Origin of the sequence: Streptomyces sp. ST2-7A (assembly GCF_021390475.1) — a bacterium.
Taxonomy (GTDB): domain Bacteria; phylum Actinomycetota; class Actinomycetes; order Streptomycetales; family Streptomycetaceae; genus Streptomyces.
In genome coordinates this window covers 1-16,051 of the sequence record NZ_JAJUWS010000044.1, presented here as the reverse complement: position 1 = coordinate 16,051, position 16,051 = coordinate 1, and the positions used below count along the sequence as shown (strand labels likewise).

13 protein-coding genes are annotated in these 16,051 nt (G+C 72.3%); all 13 read left to right on the top strand.

Annotation, left to right across the window (positions count from 1 at the left end; all coding sequences use genetic code 11):
* Positions 1-416 precede the first annotated feature (416 nt).
* The 13 genes from LZF96_RS21845 to LZF96_RS21785 all read left to right on the top strand — a co-directional run bounded on the left by LZF96_RS21845 (position 417) and on the right by LZF96_RS21785 (position 15,944).
* Entirely contained in the window at positions 417-1,313 is an 897-nt protein-coding gene (locus tag LZF96_RS21845) for a helix-turn-helix transcriptional regulator (protein ID WP_374203303.1), read from the top strand.
* A complete protein-coding gene (sufB, locus tag LZF96_RS21840; RefSeq protein WP_233875681.1) occupies positions 1,310-2,731 on the top strand; it encodes a Fe-S cluster assembly protein SufB in 1,422 nt (473 codons plus the stop codon). The genes LZF96_RS21845 and sufB overlap by 4 nt, the downstream gene beginning before the upstream one ends.
* A 169-nt stretch (positions 2,732-2,900) precedes the next feature.
* Positions 2,901-4,082 carry a Fe-S cluster assembly protein SufD gene (gene sufD, locus LZF96_RS21835; protein WP_233875678.1) on the top strand — a complete coding sequence of 394 codons (1,182 nt, stop codon included), beginning with the start codon at positions 2,901-2,903 and terminating at the stop codon, positions 4,080-4,082.
* Positions 4,079-4,435 (top strand): non-heme iron oxygenase ferredoxin subunit, encoded by a 357-nt coding sequence (locus tag LZF96_RS21830; protein ID WP_233875676.1) that lies wholly within the window; start codon positions 4,079-4,081, stop codon positions 4,433-4,435. The genes sufD and LZF96_RS21830 overlap by 4 nt, the downstream gene beginning before the upstream one ends.
* 7 nt (positions 4,436-4,442) lie before the next feature.
* Positions 4,443-5,207, top strand: coding sequence for a Fe-S cluster assembly ATPase SufC (sufC, locus tag LZF96_RS21825; protein WP_233875673.1), 765 nt, complete (start codon positions 4,443-4,445; stop codon positions 5,205-5,207).
* A gap of 123 nt (positions 5,208-5,330) precedes the next feature.
* Positions 5,331-6,587: a cysteine desulfurase gene (locus tag LZF96_RS21820; RefSeq protein ID WP_233875671.1), complete on the top strand. Its 1,257-nt coding sequence runs from the start codon at positions 5,331-5,333 to the stop codon at positions 6,585-6,587.
* 90 nt (positions 6,588-6,677) lie between these two features.
* The gene (gene sufU / locus LZF96_RS21815; RefSeq protein ID WP_233875669.1) at positions 6,678-7,184 is read left to right on the top strand and encodes a Fe-S cluster assembly sulfur transfer protein SufU; all 507 of its coding nucleotides are present in this window, start codon (positions 6,678-6,680) and stop codon (positions 7,182-7,184) included.
* 43 nt (positions 7,185-7,227) lie between these two features.
* On the top strand, positions 7,228-7,557 hold the full coding sequence (locus LZF96_RS21810) for a metal-sulfur cluster assembly factor (protein WP_233875667.1): 330 nt from the start codon (positions 7,228-7,230) through the stop codon (positions 7,555-7,557).
* Between the two features lie 303 nt (positions 7,558-7,860).
* Complete coding sequence (locus LZF96_RS27170; RefSeq protein WP_233875665.1) at positions 7,861-9,330, top strand: glycosyltransferase family 29 protein; 1,470 nt, start codon at positions 7,861-7,863, stop codon at positions 9,328-9,330.
* Positions 9,327-11,675 (top strand): glycosyltransferase, encoded by a 2,349-nt coding sequence (locus LZF96_RS21800; protein WP_233875663.1) that lies wholly within the window; start codon positions 9,327-9,329, stop codon positions 11,673-11,675. The genes LZF96_RS27170 and LZF96_RS21800 overlap by 4 nt, the downstream gene beginning before the upstream one ends.
* A 193-nt stretch (positions 11,676-11,868) precedes the next feature.
* Positions 11,869-12,855 (top strand): 2,3,4,5-tetrahydropyridine-2,6-dicarboxylate N-succinyltransferase, encoded by a 987-nt coding sequence (gene dapD / locus LZF96_RS21795; RefSeq protein ID WP_233875661.1) that lies wholly within the window; start codon positions 11,869-11,871, stop codon positions 12,853-12,855.
* Between the two features lie 152 nt (positions 12,856-13,007).
* On the top strand, positions 13,008-14,570 hold the full coding sequence (locus tag LZF96_RS21790) for a hypothetical protein (RefSeq protein ID WP_308294260.1): 1,563 nt from the start codon (positions 13,008-13,010) through the stop codon (positions 14,568-14,570).
* A gap of 111 nt (positions 14,571-14,681) precedes the next feature.
* Positions 14,682-15,944, top strand: coding sequence for a serine hydrolase (locus LZF96_RS21785; protein WP_233875659.1), 1,263 nt, complete (start codon positions 14,682-14,684; stop codon positions 15,942-15,944).
* Positions 15,945-16,051: the final 107 nt, after the last annotated feature.

The window sequence follows — 16,051 nt, the reverse complement described above, 5'->3', positions numbered from 1 at the left end:
GCACCGACTGTTCCGCGAGGGTCCCCGACCCTCCCGTGCCACCGGCCGGCACCCGGGGTTCCCCGGCCGGTCCCCCTGTCCGGGAACCGGCCTTTCGGGGCCCGCCCCGGACTCCCCCGTCCCGGAGGCCGTGGCACGCCCGGGGAGGACGGTGTGGAATCATGCCGGGGTCCTTCGCGGGGCGCCGGCGGGCCGCCGACGGCTCCGTCCCACCGGTCGAATCGCGCCCCGGCCACCGGTGTCCGCGTCCCGGGCCTCCCGGCTCCGTCGCCGGCGCCCCGGCGGGGGAGGGGCGGCGCGCGTCCCGGGACCGGGTGCGCGCCCCTCCGGTTAGGCATGCCTTACGTGACGCACGGCATTCCGGCTCGCGAGGGGCCGGCTTGCCCGCCGCCGGCGAATTACGCAACAATGGTGTTGTGAAAAACCGGAGCGAGCACGCCCAGCGGGAGGGAAGCCGGTCGGTCGACGCGACCACCGAGGCCCCGCACCCCGGCCTGTCCGCCTCCGAGGAGCAGCACGGCACCCGTGACCGGGTGGCCCGCTCCATACTCGACCACGGTCCCTCCAGCGCCGCCGAGCTGGCCGAACGGCTGGGTCTCACCCAGGCCGCCGTTCGCCGACACCTCGACGCGCTCACCGCCGACCGGATGGTGGAGGCGCGCGAGCGCCGGGTCCGCGGCGCCCGGGGGCGCGGCCGTCCCGCGAGGGTGTTCGCGTTGACCGACGAGGGCCGGGAGTCCTTCGAGCAGGCCTACGACCAGCTGGCCGTCGACGCCCTGTGGTGGATCGCCCGCGGCGCCGGTGGCGGCGAGCTGGGCGAGGCCGCCGTGCTCGCCTTCGCCCGGGCCCGTGCCGCCGCACTCGCCGAGCGCTACCGCGCCGAGATCGAACGGGCCGAACCGCACCGCCGCACCGCAGCCCTGGCCACCGCGCTCAGCCGGGACGGCTTCGCGGCCGCCGCCCGCTCGGCCCCCGCGCCGGGCGGCGAGCAGCTGTGCCAACACCATTGCCCGGTGGCCCACGCCGCCGAGCGCTTCCCGCAGCTGTGCGAGGCGGAGACCGAGGTCTTCTCCCGCCTGCTCGGCACCCACGTGCAGCGGCTGGCCACCATCGCCCACGGCGACGGGGTCTGCACCACGTTCGTGCCGTCCACCACACCCGGGGACCAACCGCGTGACCATCATCGGCACGCGGCCCGGTCCCCGTCCCGCGGCGGGAGACCCACCGGGGCCGCCCCCGGCGGCCCGGGAACCGCACCGAACACCACCACGAAGACCGCATCACCACGTACTGCCGGGAGGAACCCCGCATGACGCTCCCCACGGAGACCGCTCACCCCGAACTGGAGGGTCTGGGCACCTACGAGTACGGCTGGGCCGACTCCGACGCCGCCGGCGCCTCCGCCCGGCGCGGCCTCTCCGAGGACGTCGTTCGCGACATCTCGGCGAAGAAGTCCGAGCCGGAGTGGATGCTCGCGCTCCGGCTGAAGGCGCTGAAGCTGTTCGGGAAGAAGCCCATGCCCAACTGGGGGTCCGACCTCAGCGGCATCGACTTCGAGAACATCAAGTACTTCGTCCGCTCCACCGAGAAGCAGGCCACCTCCTGGGAGGACCTGCCCGAGGACATCAAGAACACCTACGACAGGCTGGGCATCCCGGAGGCGGAGAAGCAGCGTCTGGTCGCCGGCGTCGCCGCCCAGTACGAGTCCGAGGTGGTCTACCACCAGATCCGCGAGGACCTGGAGAAGCAGGGCGTCCTGTTCCTGGACACCGACACCGCCCTGCGGGAGCACCCGGAGACCTTCCGCGAGCACTTCGGGACCGTCATCCCGACCGGCGACAACAAGTTCGCCGCGCTGAACACCGCGGTGTGGTCGGGCGGCTCGTTCATCTACGTGCCCAAGGGCGTCCACGTGGACATCCCGCTGCAGGCCTACTTCCGGATCAACACCGAGAACATGGGCCAGTTCGAGCGGACCCTGATCATCGTGGACGAGGACGCCTACGTCCACTACGTCGAGGGCTGCACCGCCCCGATCTACCAGTCCGACTCGCTGCACTCGGCGGTCGTGGAGATCATCGTCAAGAAGGGCGGTCGCTGCCGCTACACGACGATCCAGAACTGGTCGAACAACGTGTACAACCTGGTGACCAAGCGGGCGGTGGCCTACGAGGGCGCCACCATGGAGTGGGTCGACGGCAACATCGGCTCCAAGGTCACCATGAAGTACCCGGCCGTCTACCTGATGGGTGAGCACGCCAAGGGCGAGACCCTCTCGATCGCCTTCGCCGGCGAGGGTCAGCACCAGGACGCCGGCGCCAAGATGGTCCACATGGCGCCCCGCACCTCCTCCAACATCGTCTCCAAGTCGGTGGCCCGCGGCGGCGGCCGGACCTCCTACCGGGGTCTGATCGAGATCGCCGAGGGCGCGGAGGGCTCGAAGTCCAGCGTGCTCTGCGACGCGCTGCTGGTGGACACGATCTCCCGTTCCGACACCTACCCCTACGTGGACGTCCGCGAGGACGACGTCACGATGGGGCACGAGGCGACCGTCTCGAAGGTCAGCGACGACCAGCTCTTCTACCTGATGAGTCGGGGCATGTCCGAGGACGAGGCGATGGCGATGATCGTGCGCGGCTTCGTCGAGCCGATCGCCAAGGAGCTGCCGATGGAGTACGCGCTGGAGCTCAACCGCCTGATCGAATTGCAGATGGAGGGCGCGGTCGGCTGACGCCGTCCGGCTCCCGGTCCGAGGGGGCGGCCATCGCGCAGGTGACCGCCCCCATCGGGCCGCCCCGGCCGGGACCCCGGGCACCCGCCCGGGGCAGAACCCTTCGCCGACCGCCCGCCGCGCCGACGGCGCCGACCCGCAGACCCAGAAAGCGAGCACGACGACTGCCATGGCTGAGGCCCAGACCCTTCCGGCCGGTGCCACCACCACCGGATCCATCGCGGTGGCCGCGGATTCCACCGTGGCCACCCGGATGAGTGCGCCGCCGTCCTTCGATGTGGCCGACTTCCCGGTGCCCCGGGGCCGCGAGGAGGAATGGCGCTTCACCCCGCTCGAGCGCCTGCGCGGCCTGCACGACGAGCCGACCGACCCGGCCGGTTCCGTCAAGTTCGACATCACCGCCCCCGACGGCGTGACCGTCGAGCGGGTGGGACGCGACGACGCCCGCCTCGGCCGTGCCGGCAAGCCGGTCGACCGGGTCGCCGCCCGCGCCTACAGTTCCTTCGAGAGCGCCACCGTGGTCACGGTGGCGAAGGAGCGCGTCCTCACAGAGCCGATCCGGATCTCGCTGCACGGCGAGGGCGGGGTCACCTTCGGTCACACCGTCTTCGAGCTGGAGCCCTTCGCCGAGGCGATCATCGTTCTGGACCACACCGGTGACACCGTGCGGGCGGCCAACGTCGAGTTCGTCGTCGGTGACGGCGCCAAGCTCACCGTCGTCTCCGTCCAGGACTGGGACGACACCGCCGTGCACTGCTCCCAACACAACACGCTGGTCGGCCGGGACGCCCGCTTCACCTCGGTGGTCGTCACCTTCGGCGGTGACCTGGTGCGGCTGCACCCGCGCGTCACCTACACCGGCCCCGGCGGCGAGGCGGAGTTCTACGGGCTGTACTTCACCGACAACGGCCAGCACCACGAGCACCGGCTGTTCGTCGACCACGGCGCCCCGAACTGCCGCAGCGACGTCGCCTACAAGGGCGCCCTGCAGGGGCGTGACGCGCACGCGGTGTGGATCGGCGACGTGCTGATCCGCGCGGCCGCCACCGGCACCGACACCTACGAGCTCAACCGGAACCTCGTCCTGACCGACGGTGCCCGGGTCGACTCGGTGCCCAACCTGGAGATCGAGACCGGCGAGATCGTCGGTGCCGGCCACGCCTCCGCCACCGGCCGTTTCGACGACGAGCAGCTCTTCTACCTCACCTCGCGGGGCATCCCGACCGAGGAGGCCCGCCGCCTGGTCGTCCGCGGCTTCTTCGCCGAGCTGGTGCAGCGCATCGGCGTCCCGGACGTGGAGGAGCGGCTGGTGGCCAAGCTGGAGGCCGAGCTCGAGGCGTCCATCGGATGAGCGCCGTGCCCGCCGGGAACACCGAGAGCTTCGTGAAGGCCTGCGCGCTGGGGGACCTCGGGGAGGACACCCCCCACCGCGTGGAGATCGAGGGCGTGCCGATCTCCGTCGTGCGCACCGGGGGCGAGGTCTTCGCCGTGCACGACATCTGCTCGCACGCCAACGTATCGCTCTCCGAGGGCGAGGTGGAGGACTGCATGATCGAGTGCTGGCTCCACGGTTCCATGTTCGACCTGCGGACCGGGCAGCCCTCCGGGCCCCCGGCCTCGCGCCCCATTCCCGTATACCCTGTCAAGATCGAAGGAGACGGCCCCGGCGCAGCCGTGCTCGTCTCCGTCACCCAGGAGTCCTGAGTTCCCCATGGCAACGCTTGAGATCCACGACCTGCACGTCTCCGTCGAGACCGAGACCGGCTCCACCGAGATCCTGCGGGGCGTCGACCTGACCGTGAAGCAGGGCGAGACCCACGCCATCATGGGGCCCAACGGCTCCGGCAAGTCCACCCTGGCGTACTCCCTCGCCGGTCACCCGAAGTACACCGTCACCGGCGGCACCGTCACCCTCGACGGGGAGGACGTGCTGGAGATGTCGGTGGACGAGCGGGCCCGCGCCGGCGTCTTCCTCGCCATGCAGTACCCGGTCGAGGTGCCCGGCGTCTCGGTCTCCAACTTCCTGCGCACCTCCGCCACCGCGATCCGGGGCGAGGCCCCGAAGCTGCGGACCTGGATCAAGGAGGTCAAGGAGGCGATGGCCCGGCTGGAGATGGACCCCTCCTTCGCCGAGCGCAACGTCAACGAGGGTTTCTCCGGCGGTGAGAAGAAGCGCCACGAGATCCTCCAGCTGGAGCTGCTCAAGCCGAAGATCGCGGTCCTCGACGAGACCGACTCCGGCCTGGACATCGACGCCCTGCGGGTGGTCTCGGACGGCGTCAACCGGGTCCGGGAGGGCGGTGAGGTCGGCACCCTGCTGATCACCCACTACACCCGTATCCTGCGGTACATCAAGCCCGACCACGTGCACGTCTTCACCAGGGGGCGGATCGTGGAGTCCGGCGGCCCCGAGCTGGCCGACCAGCTGGAGGCCGAGGGCTACGAGCGCTACGTCAAGGGCAGCGCCTCCGCGTGAGTCCCCGCGCGGCCCCGCGCCGCGGGGGCGTCCCGACGACCGATCGGTCGTCGGGACACCGAAACCGAAGCGGCCCGTCCCGTACCGCGGGACGGGCCCCGCGAGCTACCGAAAGGAGGGGGCGTGACGCAGCTGACCGGCCTCCTCGACACCGAGGCGATCCGCAAGGACTTCCCCGCTCTGGACCGCACGGTCCACGACGGTCGGCGCCTGGTCTACCTGGACAACGCGGCGACCTCGCAGAAGCCGCGCCAGGTGCTGGACGCCCTCACCACGTATTACGAGCGGCACAACGCCAATGTCCACCGTGGCGTACACGTGCTCGCCGAGGAGGCCACGGCGCTGTACGAGGGCGCCCGTGACCGGGTCGCGGCCTTCATCAACGCGCCCAGCCGTGACGAGGTGATCTTCACCAAGAACGCCTCGGAGTCGTTGAACCTCGTCGCCAACATGCTGGGCTGGGCGGACGACCCCTACCGGGTGGACGAGCGCACCGAGATCGTCATCACCGAGATGGAGCACCACTCCAACATCGTGCCCTGGCAGCTGCTGTCGCAGCGCACCGGCGCGACCCTGCGGTGGTTCGGTCTCACCGACGACGGCCGCCTCGACCTCTCCAACATCGAGGAGGTCATCACCGAACGGACCAAGATCGTCTCGTTCGTGCTGGTCTCCAACATCCTGGGCACCGTCAACCCGGTGGAGACCATCGTGCGCCGGGCCCAGGAGGTCGGCGCGCTGGTGCTCATCGACGCCTCGCAGGCGGCACCGCACCAGGTGCTGGACGTGCAGGCGCTGCAGGCCGACTTCGTCGCCTTCACCGGTCACAAGATGTGCGGTCCCACCGGCATCGGCGTGTTGTGGGGTCGGCAGGAGCTGCTGGAGGATCTGCCGCCGTTCCTGGGCGGCGGGGAGATGATCGAGACCGTCTCGATGAGCTCCTCCACCTACGCCCCGGCCCCGTACAAGTTCGAGGCGGGCACCCCGCCGATCGCGCAGGCGGTCGGACTGGGCGCGGCCATCGACTACCTGTCCGGCATCGGGATGGAGCGGATCGAGGCCCACGAGCACGCGATCACCGCCTACGCCCTGGAGCGGCTGGCCTCCGTGCCCGACCTGCGGATCATCGGCCCGACCGACATCCGGGACCGGAGCGCGTCGATCTCCTTCACGTTGGGGGACATCCACCCCCACGACGTGGGGCAGGTGCTCGACGAGCTGGGGATCGCGGTGCGCGTCGGACACCACTGCGCCCGTCCCGTGTGCCTGCGCTACGGGGTGCCGGCGACCACCCGGGCCTCCTTCTACCTGTACTCCACACCGGGTGAGGTGGACGCGTTGGTCGAGGGTCTGGAACATGTCCGCGACTTCTTCGGTTGACGCCACGGGCATCCGATGGGTCGGGTGCCCCACCGTCCGTGACAGCGGTGCGACCCGACGGGGTCGTGGCCGGAGCGCGAGGATGACGCGATGAAGTTGGAATCGATGTACCAGGACGTGATCCTGGACCATTACAAGAACCCGCGCGGCCGGGGCCTGCGTGAGGGGGACGCCGAGGTCCACCACGTCAACCCGACCTGCGGTGACGAGATCACCCTGCGAGTCCGGCTGGACGGCGACACCATCGCGGACATCAGCTACGAGGGCCAGGGCTGTTCCATCAGCCAGGCGGGTGCCTCGGTCCTGAACGAACTGCTGGTCGGCACGACGATCGCCGACGCGCGGCGGGTGCAGGAGTCCTTCCTGGAGCTGATGCAGTCCAGGGGGCGGCTCGAGCCGGACGACGAGATGGAGGAGATCCTCCAGGACGCCGTCGCCTTCGCCGGGGTGTCGAAGTACCCGGCGCGGGTGAAGTGCGCACTGCTGGGCTGGATGGCCTGGAAGGACGCGACCGCGCAAGCGGCCGGCGGGGAGGAAGTGACCGCGCGGGCGGGCGGCGGGGAGAACGCGTCCGCGCGGGCGGGCGGCGGGAAGTGACCGCGCGGGCCGGCGCGGTGAATCATCAGAATCGGGAGATCCCATGACCGAGACCACCATCACCCCGGCCTCCGAGGAGGAGGTGCGCGAGGCGCTCTACGACGTCGTCGACCCCGAGCTGGGCATCGACGTCGTGAACCTCGGCCTCATCTACGGGGTGCACGTCGACGACGCCAACATCGCCACCATCGACATGACCCTCACCTCCGCGGCCTGTCCGCTCACCGACGTGATCGAGGACCAGGCCCGGACGGCCACCGAGGGGCTCGTCAAGGAGTTGCGGATCAACTGGGTCTGGATGCCCCCGTGGGGTCCGGACAAGATCACCGACGACGGTCGGGAGCAGTTGCGGGCCCTGGGCTTCAACGTCTGAGGGTCCCTCCGGGGACCCATCCGGACGGGTGCCGTCGGCCCGTCCCGCCCCACCGGTCCCCCGGACCGGTGGGGCCTCGTGTTGGCGGGACACCCGGCGGGGACATCCGGGGCCGGCAGGCACACGTCGGCCCCGGTCCGCCGGTGGTTCGCGGGGAATTCGACTGCCCTCCGCCGACTCTTCATCCCGGTCGTGGAATCCCGTTCACCCTCCGTACACCCCACGCACCGCATCGCGTCACAGCCCGCTCCTACGCTGCGGTTCAGCCGACGCCGGGACCCCGGCGTGTGGGGAGGAGTGCTGGTGCAGTTCACAATCGGAAGGTCGACGCGACGCAAATCCGCGTCGGCGGGGGAGGGGCGGGCCGAGGCGTCCGCCCTGGCCGAACGGATGGCCGACTGCGCCGTCGTCGGGGGCCAGCTGGTCGGCAACGCCGACCCCGCCCGGGCCGGCCTCGGTGAGGCGGTCCGGGCGCTGCTGGCAGCCTACGCAGAGGCGCTCACCGATCCGACACGCTCCGGCGTCCTCCTCGCCGACGACAACCGCTGGCCCAAGGAGCACCCGGCCGTCTTCGAGGGGTTGCTGCGGGTCGGGCAGGCCGCGGTGGACACGGGTGTCCCGGAGGCCCTGGAGCTCGCCCGTCGGGTGACCGACACCGTCCTCGGCGCCCGGGAGGGCTCCCGGGCCGGCTGGCGACTGCGCGCGCGGGTGCTGGAGGCGCTCGGTGACGACCGGGGGGCCGTCGAGGCCCACGGTCGTTATCTGGCTCTGTGCACCATCGACGATGTCGGCACCGGTGCCCGGATCACCGCGTTGCGGGAGAGCCGGGAGCAGTTGGAGAAGTGTGTCGCGGAGTTGCTGCGGGCCTGCCCCGGCGCCGCCCGCCACACCGCCGCCCCGCCCACCGAGTCGCGGGCCGCGGCCGGCCGTGCCCGGGACGCCGGTGACCTCGCCGGCGCGGCGGAGCACCTGATCGCCGCCTCGGCGGCGATGTTGGCGGCGGATCGTCCGCTCGGTGAGCTGAGCGAGGCGCTGACCGCCGTGTTCGACCACCGCCCCCCCGCCGGGTCGGAGGGCTTCGACCCCCTGGCCGATCCCCGGCTCGTGGAGATGTACTCCACCCATCGGCGGCTGCTGGCCCGGGAATCCACCCCCGATCCGCTGCTCGGCGACACCTCGGTGATCGGGCTGAGCGATTTCCGCAACCTGATCACCGGTAGGAGCGTCTGCCTGGTGGCCAACTCGCAGCGGGTCGCGACGAGTGGGATGGGCAAGGAGATCGACGACTACGACCTCGTCGTCCGCTTCAACTCCTTCCGTGTCGACGCCCCGAACACCGGTCGGCGCACGGACATCCACGCGACCATCCACAAGCACAACTTCAACTGGGACGTACCCGTGGACACCCGGCTGGTCTTCGGGGGCAAGCAGGGGGCCTGGCTGCAGTCCGTACGCCGGCGCCTGGTGCCGGGCGCCCAGCGGCACGTAAACGACCGGAGCCTGCGCTGGCCGGTCCGCGAGATCGGCCGGGTGACCGAGGAGGAGTGGCCCTCGATCCCCACCAGCGGATTCAACATGCTGTGGCTGCTGGACTTCCTGGACGTCAACCCGCGCCTGGACCTGATCGGTTTCGACTTCTACGCCTCGGGTGCCTATCGCCTCCAGGGCGCGATGAAGCTGCCGATCACCTCCGTCCACGAGTACCGGCGGGAACGCGAGTGGATCATGGAGCGGGCCCGCCACGCCGATGAGATGAGGATCGCCCTCCGATGAGCACGACCCCGACGGGGACCGCCGCCGCGGTCGCGACCCAACCCCTCAAGCGCCGTATCGCCTTCGCCTCGTACGTCGACGAGAACTACCTGCCGGGCTTCCTCGTCCTGTTGCGCAGCCTCGCGCTGTCCAACCCCCGGGTGTGCGAGGACTTCGTGGTCCTCCACGACGACCTGCGGCCGGCCTCGGTGGAGCGCATCCAGGCCCTCCACCCCCGGATCGTGCTGCGCCGGGTCCGGGACGAGCACTACGCCGACTTCGTGAAGGGCGACCCGCACAACTACCTGGTGCGCAAGGCGTACTTCATCCTCGATGTCTTCGGCATCCGGGACTACGACACGATCATCACCCTGGACACCGACATGGTGGTGCCGGGGGACATCTCCGAACTGCTGACCATGCGGGAGGGACTGGGCGCCGTCGCGCAGTTCTTCCAGGGGCGGGACAAGCTCAACAGCGGCCTGCTGGTCATCCAGCGCGACCACCTCACCGACGAGTTCTGTGAGCGGATCGATCGGATGGGACGCTCCGGCGCGTACGAACTGGACAAGCACGACCAGGGCATCCTCAACGCCCTCCTCGAGGGCGACTTCGTGCGCCTCGACCCCCGCTACAACTTCGTCAAGCGACGCCTGTCGGGCAACAGGCCGGTGCCGGAGGACGTGGCGATCCTGCACTTCACCGGCCGTCACAAGCCGTGGAGCGGCGGCGAGATCGGCTACGAGGCGGCCGAGGAGGTCTGGCGGCGCCACGACCTCCCGGACGCCGACTTCCACGCGGAGTTCTTCGCCCTGCCCGGCGAGAAACACCCCGAACTGGTGGCCCACCTCGGTCGCCGCGCGCTCGCGGTCGGCGCGGGACCCGGCACCGCGCAGCAGGTCGCCGCGGCCCTGCTGGAACTGGGGCGCTACCGCGAGGCGATCACGGTGCTGGAGGGCGTCCGGGTCCCCGCCGAGCGGGCCCGCACGCACGCCCTCCTGGGACAGGCCCTGATGGCGGACTCCCGGTACGCCGAGGCGGAGGCCCACCTGCTGCTCGCCGCGGCCTCCCCACCGGTGACGCCCAAGGCGATGGGCCGGCTGGCCCAGCTGCGCTGGGTGCTGCACGACGACGAGGGGGCCCGTCGGTACGCCCTCGCCGGACTGGCCGCCGACCCCACCGACCGCATGTGCGGCATCCTGCACCGGCGCACCGCGCAGGCGCCCCCCGCCGACACCGCGGACGACGAGCGGGCCGGTCGCCAGCTGGCCCACGTGGCGTTCTACATGGACCAGCAGGGCAACGCCGGCGACAAGGTGCTCCCGGACGCCGTGCGGCGCTGTTTCGGCCCCGACATCGGCCCCGGCGCCTGGCACCCCGAACACGTCCACCGGCACGTGGACGCCGCCGCGCTGGCCCGGATCAACCGGCGGCGGGGCCTGGTGGTCGGCGGCGGGGGCCTGTTCATCCCCGACACCTCGCCCAACGGTCACAGCGCCTGGCAGTGGAACGTCACCGACGAGACCATGCGCGCCATCGAGGTGCCCCTGGCGGTGTTCGCGGTCGGGTACAACGCCTTCGAGGGACAGGCGTACGCCCGGGAACGCTTCACCGAGAGCCTGCGCACCCTGGTCGAGCGGGCCGATTTCCTCGGCCTGCGCAACCACGGCTCCGTCGAGCGGGTGCGCGCGCTGCTGCCGGCCGCGTTGCGGGAGAAGGTCGTCTTCCAACCCTGCCCGACGACGGTGGCCCGGCAGATCGTGCCCGGGTGGCGCGACCCCGCCGAACGCGCCGACACGGTGATGGTCAACTGCGCCTTCGACCGGTCCGGTCTGCGCTTCGGCCACGATTACGAGCACTTCCTGGCCCAGATGGCCCGGGCGATCCGGATCCTGGGGGAGGAGGTCGAGGTCCGGTACGCCGCGCACGCCGTCACCGACGAGAAGTTCGTGTTCGACCTGCGCCGGGTGCACGGCATCACGCTGCCGGTGGACCCCATGTACGACTGGGACACCCCGCGGATCCTGGCCGAGTACGCCCGCACCCGGCTGGTGATGGGGATGCGCGGCCACGCGGGGATGATCCCCTTCGGCTGCGGGACGCCCATCATCAGCCTGATCTCGCACCCGAAGCTGGCGTACTTCCTGAGTGACATCGACCGCCCGGAATGGGGCGTCTCGGTGCACGAGCGCGACCTCGGCGACCTGCTCGCCGAGCGCGCCCGCGACCTGCTGGCGAACCAGGAGGCCACGGTCGCCGACGTGCACGACCGGCAGCGGTGGCTGTGGAAGGTGACCCGGGACAACCTGGGGGCCCTCGGCCGGCTCTTCGGCACCACGCCGGCCGTGGAGGCGGTCATCGGCTGACGCACCGACGGCCCCCGCGCCCGCGCGGAACGCGACCCCGGGCGGGATCCGGAACCCCTCCGGGTCCCGCCCGGGGTCGCGGGGTCCCACCGCCCCGTCCCCCGGGGTGGCGCGGATCGCCGGCACCGGACGCGCGGATCGGGAAGGCGGGACCGGTTCGCGACCCGGGCGGGCCGCCGGTTAGCGTGACCCCATGACCGCACGTGCTCACTCCACCACCGGCGCCGTGGCCGCCGGCCTCGCCACCCTCACCACCGACGGCACCGTCCTGGACACCTGGTTCCCCGCCCCGGAACTCCTCGATGAGCCGGGTCCGACCGGCACCGAGCGGCTCTCCGCCGATCGGACCGGCGAACTGCTGGGCGAAGCCGCCCTCGACGCCCTCGGTCCCGATCCCCGCCGCGGGGTCGAGGTGGTGGCGGTCCGCACCGTGATCTCCTCGCTGGCCGACAAGCCCGTCGACGCCCATGACGCCTATCTGCGGCTGCACCTGCTCAGCCACCGACTGGCGCGACCCAACACCCAGAACCTGGACGGCGTCTTCGGCCTGCTCGCCAACGTCGCCTGGACCAACCTCGGCCCGGTGCCGATCGACCGGGTGGACCACGCCCGTCTCGCCGCCCGCGCGGGCGGCGTACCGCTCATCGTCACCGGCGTCGACAAGTTCCCCCGGATGACCGACTACGTGGTGCCCTCCGGCGTGCGCGTCGGCGACGCCGACCGGGTGCGGCTGGGGGCCCACCTGGCCTCCGGCACCACCGTCATGCACGAGGGATTCGTCAACTTCAACGCCGGCACGCTGGGCAACTCCATGGTGGAGGGGCGGATCAGCGCCGGAGTGGTGGTCGGTGACGGGTCCGACATCGGTGGCGGCGCGTCGATCATGGGCACCCTCTCGGGCGGCGGCAAGGAGACGATCTCGATCGGCGAGCGCTGCCTGCTCGGCGCCGAGGCGGGCATCGGCATCTCGCTGGGTGACGACTGCGTCGTCGAGGCGGGCCTGTACGTCACGGCCGGTACCCGGGTCACCCTCCCGGACGGATCGGTGGTCAAGGCACTGGAGTTGACCGGCGCGAGTGACCTGCTCTTCCGCCGCAACTCCACCACCGGCACCGTCGAGGTGCTCCAGCGCACCGGTTCCTGGGGCGGCCTCAACGCCGCGCTGCACAGCAACGATTGACGGCGCGTCGGGCCCGGACCCCGAACGCCGAACGGCCCGGCGGGATCGTCATCGATCCCGCCGGGCCGTTCCTTTCGACGGCGCGCGGGAGGTGGGAGGGCGCACTAGGCTGGGCCCGCCGTGTTCGTACCGTGAGAAGGAGTTCCCCCACTGTGATCGGTGACCAGCCCGCCGTGATGCCGCCCGTGCGGCTTCCCCGGGAGGCCGAACTGGCCGCTGCCGTGCTCGCCGCCCCGCTGCCCTCCCGCGCGCTTCGGCTGGCCCGCGAGCTGATCGTCCCGGAAGGGGCGGTCCGCGACTCCGACGCCGGCGGTGAGGAGGGCATCCCCCTCGAGCCGAACCTGGACCCGACCGAGAAGCACCTGGCCCGCGCGGTGGAGTTGTTGGACCTCACCGACGAGCCCGAGGGACCCGCGACGGCGGCCGAGGCGTGGGCGTTCGCGATCGAGACCGGGCTGATCGGCATCGTCGGTGAGGGAACCTCGCGGCGCGCCGTCCCGGGCCCGGCCCTCGACGGGTTCGGGCCGGACTCCCCGACCGAGGTGCTGGACGGCTGGTACGGCTCGGTGAACGCCGTACTCGCCGAGGTGGCCTCCGCCTTCGTGCTGCAGGACTCCCTGGTGGACGAGACGGGGGAGACCCCGCACCTGGCCGGGGTGGGGGAGGACAACGGCTTCCTGGAGGCGGCCCTGGCCGCGCTCTACATGATGACGGTGAGCGCGCCCGCCGACGCCGCCGACGCCATGGTGCCCCTGCCGGTGGTCGCGGCCGGACTGCTCTTCCCCGAGGAGCCGGAGGCCCCCGATCTCGAGATGCTGGAGCAGGTCTCGGTGGTGATGACCCGGTTGGACTCGCAGTTCGCGGTCCTCGCCCCCACCGGGATGCTCGATCACGAGGGAATGGACCCGACCCTGCTCACCGGGGCCGACGAGGACGGCGAGGGGGATCCGGCGAGTGACGCGAACGCCGATTCCGCGCCCGTCGGAGGCGGTGACCCGGATGCCGACGGGTTCCACCCCGACGAGGAGGAGGAGCGCCGATACGGCCGACTGCGGCTGACGCCCCTCGGCCTGTACGCGATGCGGCGGCGCCTCTCGGAGGCCGGCATGGACGCCCCCGTCGTCGGGGAGGCCGCCGAGGCGGACGCCTCCCGGCTGCTGACGCTGCTCGCCGCCTACCCCGAGGACGCGGCCCGTTCCGAGGCCGGGGGATGGCTGGACCGCCGCGAGCCGGAGAAGGCCGCCCGGGAACTGCTGGCCGCCGCCCGGGGCACGGACGCCGCCGCTCCCGGCAGGCGACTGGAGTGCCAGTCGGTGCTCTCGCTCCTGGGCCCCGAGGCCGCTCCGGCGCTGCGCGAGGTGCTGGACGACCCGGAGTTGGGCGGTCTCGCCCGGGTGTGGCTCACCGAGCACGGGGTCGAGGGGGTGCCCGCGCCGTCGGAGGAGATGGTCTTCTGGCTGACGGTGGACACCCTCGCCGCCCGGGTCGGGGCCCGCGCGCCGGGGTTCGCCGCAGGGGAGTTCGACGAGGAGAACGACCTGCGTGAACTGGTCGACGGATTGGTGGGCCACCACGCCGACTTCTTCGACCGCGCCTGGCGGGTGGACCACCCGGCCACCGGTGACGTGCTGGAGGCGATGAGCCGACTGCACCCCGACCGCCGGATCGCCAAACAGGCGCGGCGGGCCGCCTTCCGCGCCCGTTCGCGGGGGTGACCCGGGGGTCCCACCGTTTCGTTCCTCACCCTTTCGTGTGATTCCGGGCGAGTCCGGTGGGTCATGTTCCGCGAGCCGCCCGGAGACGTCGGCGGCCGGGGAGGACGAGGGATGAGCACCACCACGGGTTCCGGTCCCCGCGCCCCGGGGAACACCGCGATGTCCGCCGGGAGGGGTTCGGGCGCCGACCCGGACCCCTCCGTCCCCGTCGGGGAGGTCGCCCCCGGTTTCGAGCCGGTGGTCGAGGAGCGCGCCGCCCTGCTGCGGGAGACCCCCGTTCACGCCGCCCAACCCGCCGTCCACCTGCGCGGGGAGCGGGTGGTGGACCTGGCGGGTGGCCCGGGCATCGACCGCGACTCCCTGCTCGCCGTCCACTCCTCCGCCAAGGGGACGGCCTTCCTGGTCGTCGCCCTCCTGCTCGCCGACGGCACCCTCGACGCCGATCGGGAGGTTCCGCCACCGGTGGCCCGCCTTCGCCGCCGGGAGGAAGGGCGGGGTGAGCCCGCGGGACCTGTTCCCCCATCGTGCCGGCGCCATCGGGGTGGAGGGCGGCTTCACCACGGGGGGACCGGCCGAGGACCGGATCGTCGCCGAGCGGGTCGGTGCCCCTCGCCCCTGGTGTCGGGCCGGCTCCACCTTCGGCTACCACGCCCTGCCCATCGGGCGCCGGCCGGCGAGGTGGTCCGGCGCGCCTCCGGGACCACCCCGCGCGAACTGTACGAGGAGCGGATCCGCGCCCCGGGACCCGGACTTCCGACCGGGCCTGCCCGCCGAACTCGACCACCGTTTCCCGGCGCCGCTCCCGCCCCCGCCCGTCCCGGGGCACCCGGACGACACCGGCGGCCCCGGGCGCGCGACGGCCGACGACGGCCTCGCCGGCACGGCGTGCAACGGGAACGCGCTGTGCCGCTGGAGCCGTTGCCCCGCGAACGGGTGATCCGGGCGTCCGGCCCCTCCTCGGTCGGCGCGGTCGCCTCCGCCCGGGGGCCGGCCGGGAGGTACGCGGCCGCCGTCGACGGCCTCGACGGGCGTCCCCCGCTGCCGGGGCGGATCGGGGTGCCGCGGGTCGCCCGGCCACAGGTGATGGGCCACGACGCGGTGGTCGGCGGATACCGGGCCCACGGCCCGGGCTTCATGGTCGGCCCGCGGCTCCCCGGCGCGGACTCCTTCGGCCACGACGGCGCCGGCGGCTCGATGGCCTTCGCCGACCCGCGCAGCGGGCCGGCCCTCGACTGCGCCCGCCGGACGCTTCCCCGGCCGGCGGGCGCCGGACCCGACGCGAAGCGGTTGGCCCGGGTGGCCCGGCGTCGCGCGCTCGCCTCCGAAGCCGCCGCCGAGGGCGCCGCGCCCCGTGGACGGGGATCGGTTCGGTAACGGCATCGCATCGTGTTACACATCGAAAACCCGGGGGCCCCACCGAGCAGGCAGTATCCCTCCGGGATCCCTTCAACCCCCCATCCCCTCCCCGCTTTCCCCACACC

Bases quoted from the DNA above. Each gene is read 5' to 3' on its own strand.
- LZF96_RS21800 (WP_233875663.1), top strand. From the start codon at position 9,327: ATGAGCACGACCCCGACGGGGACCGCCGCCGCGGTCGCGACCCAACCC.
- LZF96_RS21830 (WP_233875676.1), top strand. From the start codon at position 4,079: ATGAGCGCCGTGCCCGCCGGGAACACCGAGAGCTTCGTGAAGGCCTGC.
- LZF96_RS21810 (WP_233875667.1), top strand. From the start codon at position 7,228: ATGACCGAGACCACCATCACCCCGGCCTCCGAGGAGGAGGTGCGCGAG.
- sufC (WP_233875673.1), top strand. From the start codon at position 4,443: ATGGCAACGCTTGAGATCCACGACCTGCACGTCTCCGTCGAGACCGAG.
- sufU (WP_233875669.1), top strand. From the start codon at position 6,678: ATGAAGTTGGAATCGATGTACCAGGACGTGATCCTGGACCATTACAAG.
- sufD (WP_233875678.1), top strand. From the start codon at position 2,901: ATGGCTGAGGCCCAGACCCTTCCGGCCGGTGCCACCACCACCGGATCC.
- sufB (WP_233875681.1), top strand. From the start codon at position 1,310: ATGACGCTCCCCACGGAGACCGCTCACCCCGAACTGGAGGGTCTGGGC.
- dapD (WP_233875661.1), top strand. From the start codon at position 11,869: ATGACCGCACGTGCTCACTCCACCACCGGCGCCGTGGCCGCCGGCCTC.
- LZF96_RS21785 (WP_233875659.1), top strand. From the start codon at position 14,682: ATGAGCACCACCACGGGTTCCGGTCCCCGCGCCCCGGGGAACACCGCG.